Below are 21,258 nucleotides of genomic sequence, written 5' to 3'. Positions count from 1 at the left end.
TTTATACATATTTTCTAAAATTTCATAAAAAAATAAACTACCGTTACACTTTTTCAAGTTATAACGGTAGTTTGTCTACGGTCTGAGACCTGTTTTTACAGGTCTTTTTTATTTTGAAAAGGGTTTCATACCATCTGAAAGATGGCTATAGTTAAGTAATACACATAAAGAGAGAAAGGTTGTTGATTCAATGAAAAAGTTATTTGCACTCTTAGCCATGAGTATATTAATCGTTTCAGCATGCGGGCAAAATGATGAAAAACCAAAAGAAGATACCGAAGACAAAGCAGCTACTGAAAAGAAAGACAAATCACAATCTAAAAATGAAGAAAATGAAAAGAAAAAACAAACAGACAAAAATCAACAAAAAGAAAATAATACGCAAGACGAACAACAAGCAAACACTGAACAGCAAAATAAAGATGAATCAACTGCAGAAAAACAGAATCAACAAAATCAACAAAGCCAGCAAGTTGATTTAAGCAATATCACCGACAGAGCAACTTTAGAAAATGTAATTTATGGTAATTATGCAGAAATTGATAAGATCAAAGCTTATAATAGTGCCGTTGCGAATGGCGTAATTCCACAAGGCAACGTGACAGAAGGTCCTGCAAGTGCCGCATATGAAAGCTCACTGCGTGTAGAAAGTGGTGCTGAACAATCTGTCTACAATCAAAATGCACAGTCACAAGCTGAGGAGCCAACAGAAGATGTAAATGCGGAAATCAATGCAGCGCAAACAGAAGAAGAATATATCGATGCTTTACGAAAAAAATATAACGGTGGATTATCTTCAGCTGAAATTCAAACCAAACATGCAATTGAACAAGGATACTATGATGGTGATGAAGCTGAACAACAAGCAGTTTATGATGAAATAGAACGAAGAGAAGCAGACATCGAAGCTGGTAAATTCGATCACTACAAACAATAAATAAGAAGGTAAATAAAAAACAGCACAACAACCTTTTCAGATTGTTGTGCTATTTTAATCAGTTTAGGTAAAAATTATGACATTTTTACAACGTTTGCAGCTTGTTCGCCACGGTCGCCTTCAACGATGTCGAAGTCAACTTTTTGGCCTTCTTCTAATGATTTGTAACCTTCGCCTTGGATAGCTGAGAAATGTACGAATACGTCGTTACCATCTTCTCTTTCGATAAATCCAAAACCTTTTTCTGCGTTAAACCATTTAACTGTACCACTATTCATATAAAAATCCTCCGTATGTGCTTTTGCACGAATATTTGTAACTTGTTTATAAAAATCAATGGGAGTAAATTCATACGAATTAAAACTGCAAATCAATTTCACGAACAATTACTTAAGTACTATACTACACCCATTATTTAGGTTTGTATACCCTTTTGCCTCATTTCTTCAAAATAATTTAGATACCACAATTATTCAGACAATATAATCATTAAAATCACAAATATTTGTCATTAAGATGATGGAAAACGAAACCTATAAAACTATAATAAATCAAGTAAAATTGATTAGAATGCAATTTAATTCCATAATTCTCATTAATCAGGTATGATTAATTCACTAAATAGAAAAGGAGTGATGATATGACCAAACAAGTCGTATTAATTACAGGTGCAACAAGTGGAATTGGTTTTCAAACAGCACAACTTTTAGCTGATAAAGGATACACTGTTTATGGAGTTGGTAGAAGAATAGAAAAACTGAACGCTTTAAAAAATATACATGCAATAAAAATGGATATTACAGATGAATCATCCATACAAAAAACTGTTGAACAAGTGATTTCAGAACAAAATCGTATCGATATTCTCATTAATAATGCGGGTTATGGTTCATACGGAGCCATAGAAGATGTAGAAATTTCAGAAGCAAGAAAACAATTTGAAGTAAATCTTTTTGGTTTAGCGCGACTCACTCAATTAGTGTTGCCATATATGCGTAAACAACATTCTGGGAAAATCATTAATATATCCTCGATGGGTGGCCGTTTCACTTCATACTTTGGCGCATGGTATCATGCCACTAAATACGCTTTAGAAGCTTTCAGTGATGCTTTAAGAATGGAAGTTGAGCCATTTGGCATTGAAGTTTCTATTATTGAACCTGGTGGCATCAAAACTGATTGGGGTCATATCGCAGCAGATCAATTAGCAGCATCAGCTAAAGGCGGCGCATATGAAAAAGCAGCACTTAAAGCAGCAGAAGGTATGCACAAACAATATAATTCTAATTTACTTTCAAATCCTAAAATTATTGCCGATACTATTTTAAAAGCCGCTTCAAAAAAGAAACCTAAAGCACGTTATTTAATCGGTATGGGAGCAAAACCTCTTGTTTTCTTACATGCCATTTTACCAGCAAGACTCTTTGATCACATTGCTAGACGCTTAAGTTAAAAAAGAAAGGTCTAACATTGATAAAATTCATCCATCAATGCTAGACCTTTTTATACAAATAACGGCTTTTATTTATCTATTTTATTTATCTAATAAATCTTCTACAGGCTCACCAATTCTTACATAATGATTACCTACTACACGTGTAATTGGATTTAATTTTTCAACATCCACATAAGCTTTATCTACATCATAAATTTCATCATCAATGTAAATTGATTTTACTTGTCCTACAAGCATGTCTGTTCCTTTTTGTTCATCTCCTAATTCTAAATGATGAACTAATTCACATTCATATCGAACTTTGGCTTCTTTCACACTAGGAACATTCACAACTTTAGAATCTGTTGTTGTAAGATCAGTCATGTCTAGTTCGTTCACATCAGCCCCATAATTATCGCCTGTTTTCACCACATCTTTAACGATATTTTCATCTACAATATGCACCACAAATTCTTTAGTACTTAGAATGTTTGCACTTGTATCTTTTAGCGCTCCATTATCTTTACCTACAGATATCATTAACATTGGTGGTTCAGGACACACTACATTAAAGAATGCAAAGGGCGCTGCATTTACATTACCTTTCTCATCTTGGGAAGTGACAAAAGCAATTGGTCTAGGTGTCACTGTACCTATCAACATTTTATACATATTTCCTGTTTCTAAGTCTTTTGGATTTATATACATACTCATATCACCTTTCTCATTCATATTCATACATTCTATAATATTTCTGCACCATCATAAATCTTAAGGACTTATACATGAACAAGTCATTTAATTCAGTTCACAAAGATTAATATTAAAATATTTTAGTGATATTTTCATGACACTTTTTTGACAGTCACCTCAATTTTTTAAATTATTTAGCCCGTTTTGTTAAAAACAAAGATTAAAGTGATATAATTTAAACGTTATAAAATAATTAAGATAACTGTATTGCACTATTTAGTTATCTATTATCTCTTCGATTCTATATGAAAACAGCAATTTTTGATACTAACTACTTATTTACATTGATAAATAAGGGGAAATTGTATTTAACTTTACTTGATTCATAAAATCTAAGATTGATAACTGAGTTTTCTTACGCTTAATTATAAAAGCAAACAACATCAGGAGGAATCAACATGAAAGAAAAAGAAAAGTGGTATCAATCAACTTGGTTCACAATTTTAATGCTATTATTTGTATTCCCAGTAGGATTATTCCTAATGTGGAAGTTTAAGAAAAACTGGAAGTTATGGGTAAAAAATCTTGATTACTGTGTTAGTTGCAATAAGTGTGGTTAATATGATGACTAATAAGACACCGACTAACAATAACACAAGCAAGACTAAAACAGAACAAAAATCAGATAAACAAGAGGCAAAAAAAGATGATAAAAAACCAGAAACAAAATCATCGAATAAAATGAACGAAGTTGTTAAAGTCGGAAAAATGGAGTTCAATGTAACTAATAAAGCCATTGTAGATCAAGTTGGAGATGTAATGACAAATAATGCAAAAGGCAAATTCATAGTATTAGATATTACAGTTAAAAATAACGGAGATAAAGCTGTAGACATTACCGATTCGTTCTTTAAACTTTTAAGCGATAAAAAAACATTTGAAGCTGATGGTTCTGCAACAATCACTGCAAACCAAGCTGTATCGCCTGATGATTTAGGTTTTATTGGTGACAAAATCAATCCCGAAAGTACAAAAAATGCAAAACTTGTATTTGATGTAGCACCTAGTATTGCTGAAAAAGATAATTTAGTATTGCAAGTACAGTCTGGTTTTTGGGGAACAGAAACAGCAAAAATCGAATTAAAATAAATGTCTATGTTCTAAAACAATTTAGGAACGGTGAATTTCTCACCGTTCCTTTTTCTGTAGCAACAAAAAATAAAAGCCTCTAACCGCAATGGTTAAAGGCTCTATGTATGGAGGCGGCGGGATTTGAACCCGCGTCCAAGGATCCTGATACAAATCTTTCTACGTGTGTAGTCTATTATTCAAATTTCACATGATGGTAGGAAATAGACAACCAACATCATGCTAGTTCGATTAATCTCTTCTAGACAGACTTCGAACAGCAGTGCCTAGCGTATCCTACTAAAGTTGAATCACGTTAACAGCACATAGGCGATGCTGTTAGGTGATGCAGAGTGCGATTAGGCAGCTACTGCTAAATTATTGTTTGTTTTGCCAGTTATTATAAACTGTGTGTGTTGATGACGGAGACAACCCTCCGACACGCTTAATAAGCTCTGGGGACCCCTGTCGAATCCAAAACGCCCCCGAAATAATATTAAATAGATTCTATTCACTAGAATCCAATAGCACTCTTTATCATATCAAATATGCATTTAGTAATCAATATAATTGTTTATAAATGATTTTCAAATAAACTAAGAATGCGGGAAGCAGGTTTAACCTGCTTTCCCTTAATAACGATCTTTCATCGCACGCTGCATGTCGCGTTTAATTGCTTTATCTTTAAGATCTTGACGTTTGTCATATTTCTTCTTACCTCTTGCGACGCCAATCAACATTTTACATACACCATGTTTCAGATACAGTTTTAATGGGATAATCGAATAACCGATTTCTCTTGTACGTGTGCCTAATTTTTCAATTTCTCTTTTGTGTAAGAGTAATTTTCTTGGTCGCACTGGATCATGATTAAATCGATTGGCTTCTTCGTATGGCGCAATATGCATATTATGAACGTAAATTTCACCATTTTTTACTTGAGCGAAACTATCTTTTAAGTTTGCGCTGCCACGACGAATCGATTTAATCTCTGTACCTTTTAACACAATGCCCGCTTCAATCGTATCTTCTACATTATAGTCATGTCTGGCTTTACGATTCTCCGCTAAAGTACCAGGAGACTTTTTCTTCTTCTTCGACATCGTGTTCACCTCTTGTTGAAAATTTTATAAAAAGAGAGGAGCGGCCATCCCACTCAATATCTCTTATTTTTTCTTTTTACGCGCTTTTTGTTTTACCTTTTTACTTTTGTAAAACGGTTTGTGGTTCGTGTCCTTTTGTTTATCACGATTACGTTGGTTTTTACCTTTACGCTGTTTCTTCTTACCTTTTTTCTTGTCGCCGCCTAAGCTTTTACCACGTGTTTTCGTTTGAATCGTTGTGCCACGTGCAGGACGTTCATTTGATTTTCTACGTCTTGGTTCAGGCATACCTACGATTTGGAAATCAATCATACGTTGATCAACATCTACGTTGACGACTTTAATCTTCACTGTATCACCGATACGGAAAACATTACCTGTACGTTCACCAATCATTGCCATTTGACCTTCAGCGAATTGATAATAATCGTCTGTCATACTTGATACATGAACCATACCTTCAACAGTATTCGGTAATTCTACGAACATACCAAAGTTCGCGACTGAGCTGACAATACCTTCAAATTCTTCACCAATATGTTGAAGCATGAACTCTGCTTTCTTAAGTTCATCTGTATCACGTTCTGCTTCGATAGCACGACGTTCACGATTAGACGTATGTTCCGCAATTTCCGGCAATTTGTCTTCCCATTTGCGAAGTTCTTTGCCGCTCATTGAATCTTCAATCAAGTACTTGCGGATTAAACGATGTACTACTAAGTCAGGATAACGACGAATTGGCGATGTGAAGTGCGTATAATAATCTGCAGATAAGCCGAAGTGACCTAAGTTCACATCTTCATAACGTGCCTGTTGCATTGAGCGTAACATCATTGTAGATACAACCGTTTGTTCTGGCAAACCTTTTACTTTCTCATGAATTTCTTGAAGCGTACTTGGAGATACATCTTCTCCTGTACCTCTTACTAGAATACCGAAGTTCGTAATAAACTCGAAGAATTGCGTTAAGCGATCTGATTTAGGTTGTTCGTGGACACGATAGATAAAGGGTACTTCCATTTTATTGAAATGTTCAGCGACTGTTTCGTTCGCTGCTAACATGAATGATTCAATTAAACGTTCACCTTCACCACGTTCACGCATCTTCACATCTACTGGAATTCCTTCTTCATTAACAATCACTTGCGCTTCATCAATATCGAAGTCGATTTCACCACGACGTTTACGCATTTGAATTAATGTTTCACTTAATTCTTTTGCTAAGTCTAACATCGGTGTCACATCTGGGTATTGTGCACGCACATTTTCATCATGATCAGTGATGATTTGGTTGACTTCATCATACGTCATACGATGATCAGATTGAATGACACTATCAAAGATTTCATGTTTAACAACTTTACCATCTGAATTAATTTCCATACGACAGCTTAATGTTAAACGGTCAACATTAGGATTCAATGAACAAATACCATTACTCAAACGGTGTGGAATCATTGGAATAACGCGGTCTACTAAGTAAACACTTGTTCCACGATCATACGCTTCTTTATCTAATGCTGAATCTTCTTTTACATAGTGGCTGACATCCGCAATGCTGACTGTCAATTGCGTATTACCATTCTTCAATTTCTTAAGCGCAATCGCATCATCTAAGTCCTTCGCATCTGCACCATCAATTGTAATCGTCAATTCATCACTTAAATCTTTACGGCCTTCTAATTCTGACGGTTCTATATATTCTGGTACAGCTTCCGCTTCTTTTAAGACTTCATCAGGGAATTCAATTTCAATACCGTGTTGGTAAATGATAGATAGAATATCTACACCTGGATCATTTTTATGTCCTAAAATCGCAGACACATGACCTTCAGGATTATCATTTCCTTCAGCATATTTAGAAATTTGAACTAACACTTTATGGCCTTCAACAGCACCTAAACTTTGACCTTTAGGGATAAAGATATCCTGCATAATACGTTTGTCATCAGGAATCACAAATCCAAAGTGACGGCCTTCTGTATAAGTTCCTACCACTTGTGTGATTGAGTGTTTTTCAATAGATTTGACTTCACCTTCGACTTTACCTTTGAAATCTCCGCGTGAGGGCTGTACTTCTACAATAACAGTATCGCCATCCATCGCACGGTTGATTTTTGTCGGTGGAATAAAGATATCTTCCATATCTTCGTCTTCAGGTCTAAGGAAGGCAAACCCTTTTTTGTTTTGGCTTAACGTTCCTTTTACTAAGTTATCTTTCATATTTTTTTGATTACCCTTTCTTTTGTAGCGGTCTGTTTTTGTTCGTTCAACTAAACCTGATTGTTCCAGTTCAACTAACACCTTTATTAAATCTCTAAATGAGTCGGCATTATCTAAACCTAAACGGTCTTGGAAATCTGAAACTGACATGGGTTCATAATCAGGTTGTTTTATAATTTCTGTGACAGATTGTTTTAAATCCATGATGCCCCCTCCTTTCTTTCTTATTTATAATTTTTTATTCGTCTTATTCAGACCAATCAAGTCCTTCTAAAAACTCATAAATATCTTCAAAGACTTGTTCTTTTTCTTTATCAATGGTAATTACATGCCCTGAATCGGCATACCATTTAATATCTTTTTCGTCAGAAGATGCTTCTTCATAAATCACATTTGCTGAATCAGCATTAATCATGGCATCTTTTTCAGCTTGAATGACTAATAATGGATCCATGACTTCGTCTACATGATCTCTGACATTTTGAATTGTTTGTTGTAATTCTTTTAATGTACCTGTAGGTTGGAAAGCTTCCATTTCTCGATCAATCGTCTCTTGATCTTTTCCTTGGTATTTCTTAAAGTTGCGTGCATACTCTAAGACACCTTCGTACATTGAGCCTTCTGTCTTAATAAACATAGGCGCACACATGGTTACTATACCCTCTACATCTCTATTTAAGCTTAATTTCAAAGCGAAATCTCCACCTAAGGATAAGCCGGCTACCGCAATTTCATCATAGCCTTTAGATTTTAAGAAATCATAGCCATCTAACGCATCTTTAAACCAAACATGCGGACTAGATTGTAAAATCTCTTCCGGCGGCGCTGCATGTCCCTCATATTGCGGCGCATAAGAAGTATAACCTTTCTTTTGTAAGAAACGGCCTAATTGGCGCACGTCTGATGAATTCCCTGTAAATCCATGTAATAATAACACTGCTCTATTACCTTCTTCAAAGAAGAACGGTTTAGGCAATTTAATCTGCATGTCGTTCAATCCCTTCATCTCTTTCTAAATATACAATACACAATTACCATTATAATGAAAAAAGCCCGACTTTAACATTGTCGGACCTTACATTTACATATTGAGATAAGTAATTGCGAGCATTAAAACGAAAAACACAATAGATAAGACAATTGTGACACGGTTTAAGAATAAATCCACGCCGCGTTGTTTCTGTTTTCCACCAAAGAGCTGTTCAGCGCCCCCGCTGATGGCTCCTGAAAGTCCATTGCTTTTGCTTTCTTGGAGTAACACAACTGTGATTAATGCGATACAGTCTATAACTAATAAAACTGTCAACAAAATGTGCATGCTTTACTCCTCCATTCATAATATACCTAGCAATTATAACACGTTAGGTGTCTATTTATCAAATTCAATTCATAACACACTGAGGGTTCTATCGATTAAAAGTACTTTTTCGTTTGATAGAAATAATCAACATATACAGCGCCAAAATCAACGATCCTGCTAGTGTAATCCATAATGGTAATGTCATATAGAATGATTTCACATGGACGATACTTTGTAAGATTGGGCCTGCGTTTACTGCTGTAAAGAATGTTTGTGAAATATAAACCGCAAATAAGAACCACCATAAATAAGGGTGTTGATTCCAAATTGCGATCAATCCACATAAATAAGCCAATAAATACATAATTCCTGTTAAGCGATAACTATTTAAGAAATTTCCGACTGCGTTTTTCGTTGCATCAATCTGATGAGAAGTCAATAAGTCTGTAATAACACTTTTATCCAACACTACAAAAATGTATGTGCCGTACATCATTGCTAAAAAGAGTGATGCATATGCTATAAATCTACCCGATTTTTTTGCACGCATTACTTTATTGTTTTCAGTATCCATGATTTTTTCAAACTCCTTCATGCCTTTAGAATACTTCCATTGTTTTTCATTATATCAGTTCTTGAACATGAGCGGGAGTGTCTGCATTAGAAAGCAAAAAAGAAACTGCTAAGGTTGATGAGACCTTAACAGTTTCTGTAGTAAAGTTACTGAATTAAATTTTGCGTGAACTCAATATCAGTAAAGTCTATCTTATTTGTCTAAGTTGTAGAAAGAATGGATGCCGTCAAATTCAGCTGTTTCGTATAATTCGTCTTCAATACGTAATAATTGGTTGTATTTAGCGATACGGTCAGTTCTTGATAATGAACCTGTTTTGATTTGACCAGCGTTTGTAGCAACTGCGATGTCAGCAATTGTAGTATCTTCAGTTTCACCTGAACGGTGAGAGATAACTGCTGTGTAGTTAGCTTTTTGAGCCATTTGGATAGCGTCAAATGTTTCAGTTAAAGTACCGATTTGGTTAACTTTGATTAAGATTGAGTTACCAATACCTTTTTCGATACCTTCAGATAATTTTTTAGTGTTAGTAACGAATAAGTCGTCACCTACTAATTGAACTTTTTTACCTAAACGATCTGTAAGTTGTTTCCAACCATCCCAGTCGTTTTCGTCCATACCATCTTCGATAGTGATGATTGGGTATTTGTTAACTAATTCTTCTAAGTAGTCAACTTGTTCAGCTGAAGTACGTTTAGCGCCGCCTTCACCTTCGAATTTAGTGTAGTCGTATACGCCGTCTTCGTAGAATTCAGAAGCAGCACAGTCAAATCCTAAGAATACATCTTTACCTGGTTCAAGACCAGAAGTTTTGATTGCTTCTAAGATTGTGTCTACAGCATCTTCAGTACCGTGGAATTTAGGTGCGAAACCACCTTCATCACCTACTGCAGTTTCTAAGTCACGACCTTTAAGAAGTTTAGCTAAGTTGTGGAAGATTTCAGCACCCCAGCGTAATGCTTCTTTGAATGTGTCAGCTCCAACAGGTAAAATCATGAATTCTTGGAATGCGATTGGCGCATCTGAGTGAGAACCACCGTTAACGATGTTCATCATTGGAACTGGTAATTGTTTACCATTGAATCCACCTAAATATTTATAAAGTGGTTGACCTAAGAAGTCAGCTGCAGCACGTGCAACAGCAATAGAAACACCAAGGATAGCGTTAGCACCTAATTTACCTTTGTTTTCTGTTCCGTCTAATTGAATCATCATTTTATCAATTGAAACTTGATCTAATGCTGAGAATTCTCCTTCAACGATTTCAGGAGCAATAATTTCGTTTACGTTTTCAACTGCTTTAGTAACACCTTTACCACCGTAACGTTTTTTGTCACCGTCACGTAATTCTACGGCTTCGTATTCACCTGTAGATGCACCTGATGGTACTAATGCACGACCGAATGCACCGCTTTCAGTTAATACTTCTACTTCAACTGTTGGATTACCGCGAGAATCTAGGACTTCGCGAGCATAAACATCTGTAATAATTGGCATGTTGATAATCTCCTTTTCATAATTGCTTTCATATATATTATAACTTGTCTTGCTTAAAAAATGAATTAATTAAACGATATTGATTGTGAACAATTAATGTTTAATTAATGACTCACCAGTCATTTCTTCAGGTTGTTTAACATCAAGTAAATCAAGTAACGTTGGAGCTAAATCTCCTAATTTACCAGTTTCACGTAATGTCACGCCTTCTTTAGTAACGATAACTGGAACTGGGTTAGTTGTGTGTGTTGTCATTGGTTGATCATCGTCTGTTAATACTTGGTCTGAGTTACCATGGTCAGCTGTAATAATTGCATGGCCACCCATTTCTAAGATTTTGTCTACGACTTCACCAAGACATTCATCTACTGCTTCAATTGCTTTTACAGTAGGCTCTAACATACCACTGTGTCCAACCATATCTGGGTTCGCAAAGTTTAAGATGATTAAGTCTAAGTCACCTTTATCTAACTCGCCTAATAAAGCATCTTTTACTTCATACGCGCTCATTTCAGGTTTTAAGTCATACGTTGCAACTTTTGGAGAGTCGATTAAAATACGACGTTCTCCTTCAAATTCTTCATTGCGTCCACCACTCATGAAGTAAGTAACATGAGGATATTTTTCAGTTTCGGCAATTCTTAATTGTGTTAAGTTGTTTGCTTCAGCAACTTCACCGATTGTTTGTTTTAAATCTACTTTTTCAAATACAACACGACCATCAACTTGATCGTTGTATTTTGTGAAAGTCGCAAAGAATAAATCTTTAGGTTGGTTCACTTCAAAGCCTTTGAAATCTTTGTTTGTGAAGATTTCAGAAAGTTGGCCCGCTCTGTCAGGACGGAAGTTGAAGAATACTACTGAGTCTCCATCTTGAACGCCTTCATTTTGTTCTTTGATTGAGAATGGTACAACGAATTCGTCAGTTAAATCATTCGCATAGTTTGCTTCGATACCTTCTTCTGCTGTTGCATACTCAGGTGTATTAATGTCACGAATTGCGTTATACGCTTTTTCTTCACGTTCCCAACGTTTGTCACGGTCCATTGCATAATAACGACCAGAAATTGATGCAAATTGACCAATACCGATTTCTTTGAATTGTTCTTCAGTTTCTTTCACATATTTTAATGCTGATTTTTGATCTACGTCACGGCCGTCTAAGAAACCATGTACATAGACTTTATCAAGCCCTTGTTGTTTAGCTAATTTTAAGATTGCAAATAGATGTGTGTAGTGACTGTGTACACCACCGTCAGATAGTAAACCAAATACATGCAATGCAGAATTGTTTGCTTTAACGTGTTCAATTGCTTCGTTTAATACTTCGTTTTCAAAGAAGTCGCCGTCTTCAATTGATTTATTAATGCGAGTTAAACTTTGGTAAACAATTCGGCCAGCACCAATGTTCATGTGACCTACTTCTGAGTTACCCATTTGACCTGCAGGAAGACCTACTTCAAGACCACTTGCTTCGATTTGAGTTGTAGGATATTTTGCATAATAACGGTCAAAGTTAGGTTTATGCGCTTGTTTAACTGCGTTTCCGTGTACATCTTCTCTATTTGCAAAACCATCAAGGATGATTAATGCTGTAGGTTGTTTCGCCATATTATTTAGCACCTTCTAATAATTTTACATAGTCTTCAACTTTTAATGAAGCTCCGCCGACTAATGCGCCGTCGATATCAGATTCAGCCATATATTCAGCAATGTTGTTAGGTTTTACGCTACCGCCATATTGAATACGTACTGCATCTGCAACTTCTTGGCTAGCAAGATCTGCAACTGTTTTACGAACAAATGCACTCATTTCGTTTGCATCTTTAGCAGTTGAAGATTTACCAGTACCGATTGCCCAGATTGGTTCATAAGCAATGACAACTTGTTTCAATTGATCGTCTGATAAGCCTTCTAATGCTTTTTTAACTTGTTCGCCGACAACTTCTTCAGCTTTTCCGCCTTCACGTTGTTCAAGTGTTTCACCTACGCAGATAATTGGTGTCATACCGTGGTTGAATACTGCATGTGCTTTTTTGTTAACATCTTCATCAGTTTCGAAGAATAATTCACGACGTTCTGAGTGACCGATGATAACGTATTTCACACCTAAGTCAGCTAACGCTACTGGAGAAGTTTCACCAGTGAAAGCACCGTTATCTTCGAAATAAGTGTTTTCTGCACCGATTGCTAATCCTTCAGCTTCACCGTTTTTAACTGCTGTAGTTAATGCATCTAATTGAATTGTTGGTGCACAGATAACAGCTTCAACTTCGTTTGTATCAGGTAATTGAGGTAAAGCTTTAACAAAGTCTTTTGCCTCTTGTACTGTTTTGTTCATTTTCCAGTTACCTGCAATAATTGGTTTTCTCATTATAAAACGCTCCTTGAAAGTTTATTAATAAGTTACAACTTATTTGTCGCTAATTGATGCAATACCAGGTAGTTCTTTACCCTCTAGATATTCTAATGATGCACCGCCGCCAGTTGAAATGTGTGTGAAGTCATCTTCGAATCCAAGCATCATTGCTGCTGCAGCTGAGTCACCGCCACCGATGATTGTAGTTGCATCTTTTAATTCAGCAATAGCTTCACAAACACCGATAGTACCTTGTGCGAAGTTTTCGAATTCGAATACACCCATAGGTCCGTTCCATACTACTGTATGCGCACCTTCTAATTCTTTTTTGAATAATTCAACAGTTTTTGGTCCGATATCTAATGCTTCTTGATCTTCAGGAATTTGATCGATATCTACAACTGTGATTTGTGCATCGTTTGAGAATTCTTTAGCTACTTTACCATCAACTGGTAAAACGATTTTGTTTCCAGCACGTTCTAATAAATCTTTAGCAAAGTCTACTTTGTCAGCTTCTAATAAAGATTTACCGATTTCATAGCCTTGTGCTTTAAGGAAAGTATATGCCATACCGCCACCGATTAAGACTTTATCAGCAACATTTAATAAGTTTTCGATTACACCGATTTTATCTGAAACTTTCGCTCCACCTAAGATTGCTACAACTGGTTTATCAGGGTTGTTTACAACGCCACCGATAAATTTGATTTCTTTTTCCATCAAGTCGCCAGCTGCACTTTCTAAGTGAGATGCAATACCTACGTTTGAAGCGTGTGAACGGTGTGCTGTACCGAATGCATCGTTAACGAATACATCACCTAAAGATGCCCAGTATTTACCTAATTCTGGATCATTTTTAGATTCTTTTTTACCGTCTAAGTCTTCGAAACGTGTATTTTCAACTAAAAGTACTTCGCCTTCTTTTAATGCAGCAACTGCATCTTCTAGTTCTTTACCACGTGTTTGCGGTACGAATTTAACATCTTTGCCTAATTTTTCGCTTAAGCGAACTGCTACAGGTTTTAATGTTAATTTTTCTTTATCACTTTCTTCTTTAACTTTACCTAAGTGAGAGAATAAAACTAATTTACCACCTTGATCAAGGATATACTCAATTGTTGGTAAAGCTTGAACGATACGGTTATCGTTTGTAATTTCTCCATCTTTTAATGGTACGTTGAAGTCTGCACGTTCTAATACGACTTTCCCTTTTAAATCTAAATCAGATACATGTTTTTTTGCCATCAAAACTTCCTCCTTTGAATAAAAGCGCGAATTTATAAAATGTCTGTAATTTGAGGTTAGCATATGGGCAGAAATAATGCAGATATAAATACAGAATCAAATGAAATTTTTCATGTTTCTGAAAATATCTACTCTAATAACCATGTACTTAATGAAAATAAGCGGAGAAGCGTATGTGCCTCCCCGCTTACTCATAAGCTGGTCATCGAATTTCAACAACACATTACCGCTTGTTAAATTCAGACCTTAATATTATTGTTTATAGATTATTTTACGTCTTTGATAAGGTATTCTAAAGTACGTACTAATTGTGCAGTGTAAGACATTTCGTTGTCATACCAAGCTGCAACTTTAACTAATTGACGACCAGATACAGTCATAACACGAGTTTGAGTTGCATCGAATAATGAACCGAATGTCATACCAACTACGTCTGAAGATACGATTTCGTCTTCGTTGTAACCGAATGATTCGTTAGAAGCTGCTTTCATAGCTTCGTTTACTTCTTCGATTGTTACGTCTTTGTCTAATACAACTGTTAATTCAGTTAATGAACCAGTTGCTACAGGAACACGTTGAGCGCCACCGTCTAATTTTCCGTCGATTTCAGGAATTACTTTACCGATTGCTTTAGCAGCACCAGTTGAGTTAGGAACGATGTTTTCAGCTGCTGCACGTGCACGACGTTTGTCGCCTTTTCTGTGTGGACCGTCTTGAGTATTTTGGTCACCAGTGTAAGCGTGGATAGTAGTCATGAAACCTTCTACTAAACCGAAGCTGTCATTTAATACTTTTGCTACTGGAGCAAGTGAGTTTGTAGTACAAGAAGCACCTGAAACGATTACGTCAGAGCTGTCTAAAGTATCTTGGTTTACGTTATAAACGATTGTTTTAACGTCACCAGTTGCTGGTGCAGAGATTAATACTTTTTTAGCACCTGCGTCAATGTGAGCTTGTGCTTTTTCGTCGCTAGTGTAGAAACCAGTACATTCTAATACGACATCAATGTCTAAATCTTTCCAAGGTAATTTGCTTGCATCTGGTTCTTCGAATGATTTAACTTCTTTACCATTCACGCGGAATCCGCCATCTACAACTTCAACTTCTTCAGTGAAACGTCCTTGCATTGTATCGTATTTTAATAAGTGTGCTAACATTTCATCATCTGTTAAGTCGTTTACTGCTACTACATCGATACCTTCAACATCTTGAATTCTTCTGAATGCTAAACGACCGATTCTACCAAAACCATTAATTGCTACTTTAACTGCCATTATTATGGCCTCCTTTAAAAGATATTGTTAAAAAGTGAAGTCACTTTTTTAAACTAAATTGATTGTGATTGAACTATATTTCTTGCTGCGCCTTCATCTGTAATTAGAATTGTGTTCTTAGGAGCAATGGATAGATACGCTCTGATCGCATCTCCTTTTGAAGCACCTCCAGCTACAGCAAAGATATATTGCTTCGATACTAAATCTTCCATTTGAAGTCCTATCGTTTTAACTTTATGAACGATATGACCTTCGCTGTCGAAATAATATCCAAATGCTTCTCCGACTGCATTGTGATGTTGAAGCTTTTCAATCACTTGTTTAGACGAATGACGTCTATTTGCCATTTTCAGCGCATCACCAATGCCGTGGACGGTTATATTTGATTGTTTAATTATTTCTAATGTATTACGAACTGAGGGCTCTTGAAGCAACAACTCATATGTTGATTCACTGACATTGTCAGGAACATATAATGTTGTATATTCTCCGCCAGTTTGCTGTGCCATACTTGCTGCAATCGTATTCGCCTGATATACCACATTTTCACCTAATCCACCTCTTGCGGGGACATAGAATGTTTTGAATGGTAGTACATGCATTGATTCACTCACAGAGGCCATTGTGGAACCGCCTGTGATAGAAACGATAGCATCTTCGTAAAAAGTTCGTTCTAATAACTGACCTGCCTGGCTGCCCATCTCTTTTTTTACAGCACTATCCATATCGGTATCACCAGGAACAACATAAACGTTTTTAATTTGATAGCGTTCTTTTAACAGTTGTGCTAGATGATAACCGTCTGAATACATGTCAAAGTATGATTCTAAGGATTCAATCAATTCATCGCCTTCAGGAGTTAATTCCATTCCTGTCGGTTTTACCTTGATTAATTCTTGCTTTTTCAACGTATTCGTTTCTGATCTCAACACACGTTCAGTCAAATTCATATATTCACTTAAACTTCTTCTTCCGACTGGCTGGTGCATTTTGATAGTAGTGAGTATTGTAAATCTTCGATACATTTTTTCGACAAGCTCAGGAATCAATTTCTGTTGGACTTTAAGCAAGTCTTCCACTACTATTTCCTCCTCTTTTTATTTAAGGGTCAACATGCAACCATGCTTTGACGTTTTTAGTCCCAGGTGGGACAAAAAAATAACATCTCTTACAATTGTCATAATACTATCATCTGGAATAAAAAGCAAGCTTAAACACTCACTTCAACTTCATTTAAGTAATACTGTTGTGAACAACACTACCTTTACAAATATATTATACCCTTTTTCCACTTAAGAAATCACCTGAAAACCACTTTTTCTTATCATTATATTTTCAGTATTCCCTACTTTATAATGGATATGTACGAAGGAGGTAGTTGCATGACAAATAATGACCAACCTGAAGTCATTGATCCCAATGACCCTCGCTATAAAGATGATGATTACTTTAAACATAGTCCAAGTGAACACCAGCGTTCCCGCTTCGAACAGGATAGAAAAATAAAATATTATTCCTTCGGCTGCACGCCATTCGGATGCGGTTGTTTACCTGTTGTTGCGATTATCGCACTCGTTATCACTTGGCTAATCAGTTTTATCTCATAATGAAAGGACCACAGTGCTTTTGGCATTGCGGTCCTTTTTATGAATTAATCGTCTGACTTCTGTTGGCTCGATTGACTTGAACTTGATTGGTTCGAGCTTGAAGACTGACTTGATTGTGTATTTTGTTGTGGTGCTTGTCTTTGCTGAGTGCTTTGTGATTCATTTACTGACCTTGACTGCTGTTCTTGCCCTGGCCTGGGCTGACTGCTTTGTTGTTGTTTTTCTTGCTGTTGCTGTTTTTGTTGTTGCTGTTGTTTTTGCTGAGCAGCTTGTTGTTCTCGTTGTTGCTGTGCTTGCTCTTTAGCTTGCTGTTGTGCTTGTTCTTGACGTTTTTGCTGAGCTTCTTGTTGTGCTTTTTGTCTTTCTTGAGCCGCTTCTCTAGCTTGCTCACGTTGTTTCTCTGCTTGTTCTTGAGCTTTTTGTTGTGCTTCTTTATCATCAGAACTATCTTTTTGTGGTTTTTGTTCTTTTTGTTGCGCTTTTTGTGTTGCTGCATTTTGACGGGCTTGTTCAGCTTGTTGTCTTTGTTGTTCACGTTGTGCAGCTAATTCATTTTGTCTTGCTTGCTCTGCTGCTTGTTGATCAGCAATTTCTTGTTGACGTTGTTCCTCTTCTTCTTTTTTGCGTTTTTCTGCCTCTCGTTTTTTCTTTTCAGCACGATCTTTTTTCTCTTGCTCTTCTTTTTTCTGTTGTTGACTGTATCGTTCGCTGCTCTTCTTGTTATTATCTACAAAAGCAAAAGTCGCAAATGCTAAACCGAATAATAAGAAAAATACGATTACAGCACTTAGTATCTTAGCGGGTTTGCTCATTTTATTGTTAGACATGTGCTCTCCTCTTTCCAATCCCTTTTCTTTTTCTATAAGTTACTTGAGTTACTTATTTTGATATATTAACTCATACCCTTTTTTACAACATCTTCACTATTATATCTGAGCTGTATTCATTTATATATCATAACATTTTCCACTAGGGTATACATTATTTTGCTTAGGAAACATTTTATAATTTCAATATTTATTTGAATAGGTTAACAGAAGGCGATTGGTCAAAAACCAAGTAAGATGATTAATTGATATAAGATTGTTATAATATACTACATCAACAACCGTAAAAAGACATGATAAAGGACCTATACGTTGCTCGCATAGGTCCAATACTAAAGGGAGTCAAAATTTCACCTTCGCATGTATATTATGGGGTATACTATTTTTAATTAAGAGATGTTTAATTAATTTCGAAGGTACTTCTATTATAACTTAGCTATAAGTGATTTAAACAAGATTACATAGTTTAAATTGACATATTAATGACTAAATATTGAATAAATAATGAATGTTTAGAATGTCTATAATCTATTAGGTTTCGGTATCCAAAACGTTGTTTAATACTAATGAGGTGAATATAAAAATGAAAGAATTTCTTATTACAGGCGGTACAGGTTTAGTTGGCAGTCATTTAGTAGATGCAATACACAATACAGATTCACATATTACTATTTTAACTCGTCAAGATCGTCAAAACTTAGATGATAAGATCACCTATGTTAACTGGAGTAAAGAAGGTTGGGAAGATAAAGTCCCAGATCATATTGATATTGTGATTAACTTAGCAGGTGCATCATTGAATAAAAGATGGACAGATGAATATAAACAAACTTTGATGTTAAGTCGTATTCAAGCCACACAATCACTTTATGAATTGTTTGAACATAAAGGTAAGTTCCCTGGAATTTTATTCAACGCAAGTGCAGTAGGTTATTATACACCAGATGTGCACCGTACTTACACAGAATTATCAAAATGCGATCCGCATGATTTCCTATCTGATATCACATATCAATGGGAACGTTTTGCGCGTAAATTCGAACAACATGGTACGCGTGTCATTATCGGTCGTTTTGGTATGGTGCTTTCAGATGAAGGTGGTGCCTTACCAACTATGGAATTACCTTACCGCTTCTATCTCGGTGGTAAATTAGGCACTGGTTTCCAATGGTATTCATGGATTCACATTACAGATTTAACACGTGCGATTCTTTTCTTAATCAATCAAGATGATGCTTCAGGCGTCTTCAATATGACAACACCTATTGCTGAGCGTCAAAACTTATTCGGTTATGCTTTAGCACGTGCAATGCACAAACCACATGAATTATGGGTACCAAGTGCACTGTTACGCTTAGTCTTAGGACAAAGAGCAACGATTATCTTAGATACACAAAAAGCGATTCCAAACCGCCTAGATGCTTATGGTTTCAAATTTGCATATCCTGACTTGAAATCAGCACTTGATAGTTTAGTTCATGAGTAAAAAGCTATATAATATATTTGTATTGTGAGCGCTTATTACTAAATGAAATCATAAAAAATTCGAGCGTTTATACAGATATAGCAAGTATAGTGAATGAAGGTGTATGAATGGATAAAAGCAGTCTTGTAACACGTATTTTAGTAATCATTGCTGGATTACTTTTAATATGTATCGGCAGTTTTTCAATGACGCGAGCTATCCCTTCTTTATATATTGCACTGTTTTACCTAATAGTTGGAATTATTATATTAGGGTGGACCGTCATTAACTTAATAAAACATTATAAAAGACAAAAATAAGAGTTCCGGAAAACCCCCGGAACTCTTTTCATTTCTATATTTAATAACAACTTATTTTTCAGGTTGCATAACTTCGTCGATCAAGCCGTATTCTTTAGCTTCATCTGCAGTTAAGAAGTTATCACGATCAGTGTCTTTTTCAATTTGTTCAATTGATTGACCTGTACGTTCTGATAAGATTTTGTTTAATTTAGCACGTGTTTTTAAGATGTGTGTTGCTGCGATTTCGATTTCAGTCGCTTGACCTTGTGCACCGCCTAGTGGTTGGTGAATCATTACTTCAGCGTTAGGTAATGCGAAACGTTTACCTTTAGCACCTGCTGCAAGCAAGAATGAACCCATTGAAGCAGCCATGCCGATGCAGATTGTTTGTACATCTGGTTTAATGTGTTGGATAGTATCATAAATTGCGAATCCAGCTGTTACACTACCACCTGGAGAGTTGATATATAGATAAATATCTTTCTCAGCATCTTGTGCTTGTAAGAATAACAATTGTGATACGATTGAGTTTGCTACGTTATCATCAATTGCTGAACCTAACATAATAATACGGTCTTTCAATAATCTTGAGTAAATGTCATAAGCACGTTCGCCGCGATTTGTTGTTTCAATTACTGTAGGAATTAAATTCATTCTATTTCCTCCTTGTACTTTTATGAATTATCCTTATTTTAACCTAAAAGTCAAAAATGGTCAAAAATAAAACTCACACCTTTATAATATCATCATATTGACCACTCTACACGAGACAGGTACACTAATAATTGCATGTTAATATTTACCCCTCGTAGTGTAATGGATAACACGTAAGATTCCGGTTCTTGAAATGGGGGTTCGATTCCCTCCGAGGGGGCTTTATACATATCAGAACCACCGATAAATCAAAGTTTAATTATTTTTAGGGGAAAATTGGGGGAAACAACTGTGTTTTAACCTTTTATCATGCTTTTTCTAAATGAAAATGCTATAATACATATATACCCAAACATGGTATATACTTTTGTCTTTGATCAACCAGCCACCTTTAATTAGGTGGTTTTTTTACATACACTTATATAACATATAATTATCACTAACGATAATTATATGTTATAATAAAGATGTACCACATATCACATTGTGGTATACGTTTCGGTCTTGACATTCTGGTTTGAAAAATTTCTTATATTCATGAGTCTTCTCTTTAAATTTCTTGCATATTGTTTTTAAATCCTAATTTTTACTATGCAAATTTATGGAGTCACTGCACTATGTGTGGTGGCTTTTTT

The 21,258-nt window shown here is 35.7% G+C and carries 21 protein-coding genes, 1 tRNA gene and 1 other RNA gene; 7 read left to right on the top strand and 16 right to left on the bottom strand.

The features are described 5' to 3' along the window. The first annotated feature begins 190 nt into the window (after positions 1–190). Complete coding sequence (locus tag CD112_RS05850; protein ID WP_103363995.1) at positions 191–937, top strand: hypothetical protein; 747 nt, start codon at positions 191–193, stop codon at positions 935–937. A 74-nt stretch (positions 938–1,011) separates the two neighbouring features. Here CD112_RS05850 and CD112_RS05845 read toward each other — a convergent pair whose 3' ends face one another. Further along, positions 1,012–1,215 (bottom strand): cold-shock protein, encoded by a 204-nt coding sequence (locus CD112_RS05845; protein WP_002481579.1) that lies wholly within the window; start codon positions 1,213–1,215, stop codon positions 1,012–1,014. 362 nt (positions 1,216–1,577) lie between these two features. Between CD112_RS05845 and CD112_RS05840 the strand changes: the two genes are divergently transcribed. Continuing rightward, positions 1,578–2,390 (top strand): oxidoreductase, encoded by an 813-nt coding sequence (locus CD112_RS05840; RefSeq protein ID WP_060804163.1) that lies wholly within the window; start codon positions 1,578–1,580, stop codon positions 2,388–2,390. An 81-nt stretch (positions 2,391–2,471) separates the two neighbouring features. Here the strand turns inward: CD112_RS05840 and CD112_RS05835 are convergent, their stop codons facing one another. Next, complete coding sequence (locus tag CD112_RS05835) at positions 2,472–3,080, bottom strand: flavin reductase family protein (protein ID WP_231912680.1); 609 nt, start codon at positions 3,078–3,080, stop codon at positions 2,472–2,474. Between the two features lie 443 nt (positions 3,081–3,523). Here CD112_RS05835 and CD112_RS13580 point away from each other — a divergent pair, with 443 nt between their 5' ends. Both CD112_RS13580 and CD112_RS05830 read left to right on the top strand, forming a co-directional pair. Beyond that, complete coding sequence (locus CD112_RS13580) at positions 3,524–3,685, top strand: hypothetical protein (RefSeq protein ID WP_155974688.1); 162 nt, start codon at positions 3,524–3,526, stop codon at positions 3,683–3,685. A gap of 1 nt (position 3,686) precedes the next feature. After that, the gene (locus CD112_RS05830) at positions 3,687–4,214 is read left to right on the top strand and encodes a DUF4352 domain-containing protein (RefSeq protein WP_103363994.1); all 528 of its coding nucleotides are present in this window, start codon (positions 3,687–3,689) and stop codon (positions 4,212–4,214) included. A gap of 105 nt (positions 4,215–4,319) precedes the next feature. On the opposite strand, the gene ssrA is transcribed toward CD112_RS05830, so the two are convergent. From ssrA to CD112_RS05770, 12 genes are all read right to left on the bottom strand, one after another. Beyond that, positions 4,320–4,680, bottom strand: a transfer-messenger RNA (tmRNA) gene (ssrA, locus tag CD112_RS05825). A gap of 145 nt (positions 4,681–4,825) precedes the next feature. Beyond that, a complete protein-coding gene (gene smpB, locus CD112_RS05820) occupies positions 4,826–5,296 on the bottom strand; it encodes an SsrA-binding protein SmpB (protein ID WP_002481575.1) in 471 nt (156 codons plus the stop codon). A gap of 63 nt (positions 5,297–5,359) precedes the next feature. Continuing rightward, on the bottom strand, positions 5,360–7,723 hold the full coding sequence (rnr, locus tag CD112_RS05815; protein WP_103363993.1) for a ribonuclease R: 2,364 nt from the start codon (positions 7,721–7,723) through the stop codon (positions 5,360–5,362). Positions 7,724–7,766: 43 nt separating this feature from the next. After that, on the bottom strand, positions 7,767–8,507 hold the full coding sequence (locus CD112_RS05810; protein ID WP_070847867.1) for an alpha/beta hydrolase: 741 nt from the start codon (positions 8,505–8,507) through the stop codon (positions 7,767–7,769). Positions 8,508–8,600: 93 nt separating this feature from the next. Then, on the bottom strand, positions 8,601–8,837 hold the full coding sequence (gene secG / locus CD112_RS05805; RefSeq protein ID WP_002481572.1) for a preprotein translocase subunit SecG: 237 nt from the start codon (positions 8,835–8,837) through the stop codon (positions 8,601–8,603). 88 nt (positions 8,838–8,925) lie between these two features. Continuing rightward, complete coding sequence (locus CD112_RS05800; RefSeq protein ID WP_002481571.1) at positions 8,926–9,393, bottom strand: hypothetical protein; 468 nt, start codon at positions 9,391–9,393, stop codon at positions 8,926–8,928. 192 nt (positions 9,394–9,585) lie between these two features. Continuing rightward, entirely contained in the window at positions 9,586–10,890 is a 1,305-nt protein-coding gene (gene eno / locus CD112_RS05795; protein WP_002481570.1) for a surface-displayed alpha-enolase, read from the bottom strand. 93 nt (positions 10,891–10,983) lie between these two features. Beyond that, complete coding sequence (gpmI, locus tag CD112_RS05790) at positions 10,984–12,501, bottom strand: 2,3-bisphosphoglycerate-independent phosphoglycerate mutase (RefSeq protein WP_002481569.1); 1,518 nt, start codon at positions 12,499–12,501, stop codon at positions 10,984–10,986. A 1-nt stretch (position 12,502) separates the two neighbouring features. After that, positions 12,503–13,264: a triose-phosphate isomerase gene (gene tpiA / locus CD112_RS05785; protein WP_002481568.1), complete on the bottom strand. Its 762-nt coding sequence runs from the start codon at positions 13,262–13,264 to the stop codon at positions 12,503–12,505. Between the two features lie 39 nt (positions 13,265–13,303). Next, the gene (locus CD112_RS05780; RefSeq protein ID WP_002481567.1) at positions 13,304–14,494 is read right to left on the bottom strand and encodes a phosphoglycerate kinase; all 1,191 of its coding nucleotides are present in this window, start codon (positions 14,492–14,494) and stop codon (positions 13,304–13,306) included. 266 nt (positions 14,495–14,760) lie between these two features. Further along, positions 14,761–15,768 carry a type I glyceraldehyde-3-phosphate dehydrogenase gene (gap, locus tag CD112_RS05775; protein WP_002481566.1) on the bottom strand — a complete coding sequence of 336 codons (1,008 nt, stop codon included), beginning with the start codon at positions 15,766–15,768 and terminating at the stop codon, positions 14,761–14,763. 53 nt (positions 15,769–15,821) lie between these two features. After that, positions 15,822–16,847 carry a sugar-binding transcriptional regulator gene (locus CD112_RS05770; protein WP_002481565.1) on the bottom strand — a complete coding sequence of 342 codons (1,026 nt, stop codon included), beginning with the start codon at positions 16,845–16,847 and terminating at the stop codon, positions 15,822–15,824. A 303-nt stretch (positions 16,848–17,150) separates the two neighbouring features. Between CD112_RS05770 and CD112_RS05765 the strand changes: the two genes are divergently transcribed. Then, positions 17,151–17,375, top strand: a complete 225-nt coding sequence (locus CD112_RS05765; RefSeq protein WP_002481564.1) for a hypothetical protein — start codon at positions 17,151–17,153, stop codon at positions 17,373–17,375. A gap of 44 nt (positions 17,376–17,419) precedes the next feature. Here the strand turns inward: CD112_RS05765 and CD112_RS05760 are convergent, their stop codons facing one another. Then, positions 17,420–18,202 carry a DUF4887 domain-containing protein gene (locus CD112_RS05760; RefSeq protein WP_103363992.1) on the bottom strand — a complete coding sequence of 261 codons (783 nt, stop codon included), beginning with the start codon at positions 18,200–18,202 and terminating at the stop codon, positions 17,420–17,422. 583 nt (positions 18,203–18,785) lie between these two features. On the opposite strand from CD112_RS05760, the gene CD112_RS05755 reads away from it, so the two are divergent. Then, entirely contained in the window at positions 18,786–19,688 is a 903-nt protein-coding gene (locus CD112_RS05755; RefSeq protein ID WP_103363991.1) for a TIGR01777 family oxidoreductase, read from the top strand. A gap of 350 nt (positions 19,689–20,038) precedes the next feature. On the opposite strand, the gene clpP is transcribed toward CD112_RS05755, so the two are convergent. Then, on the bottom strand, positions 20,039–20,623 hold the full coding sequence (clpP, locus tag CD112_RS05750) for an ATP-dependent Clp endopeptidase proteolytic subunit ClpP (RefSeq protein ID WP_002481561.1): 585 nt from the start codon (positions 20,621–20,623) through the stop codon (positions 20,039–20,041). Between the two features lie 148 nt (positions 20,624–20,771). Between clpP and CD112_RS05745 the strand changes: the two genes are divergently transcribed. Continuing rightward, positions 20,772–20,843 (top strand) — tRNA-Arg (locus CD112_RS05745). The last annotated feature ends 415 nt before the right edge of the window (positions 20,844–21,258 follow it).

The sequence above is a fragment of the Staphylococcus simulans genome, assembly GCF_002902285.1.
In the GTDB taxonomy this organism is placed as follows: domain Bacteria; phylum Bacillota; class Bacilli; order Staphylococcales; family Staphylococcaceae; genus Staphylococcus; species Staphylococcus simulans.
The sequence above is the reverse complement of the archived record's forward strand: the minus strand, read 5'-3'. Positions and strand labels throughout refer to the sequence as shown.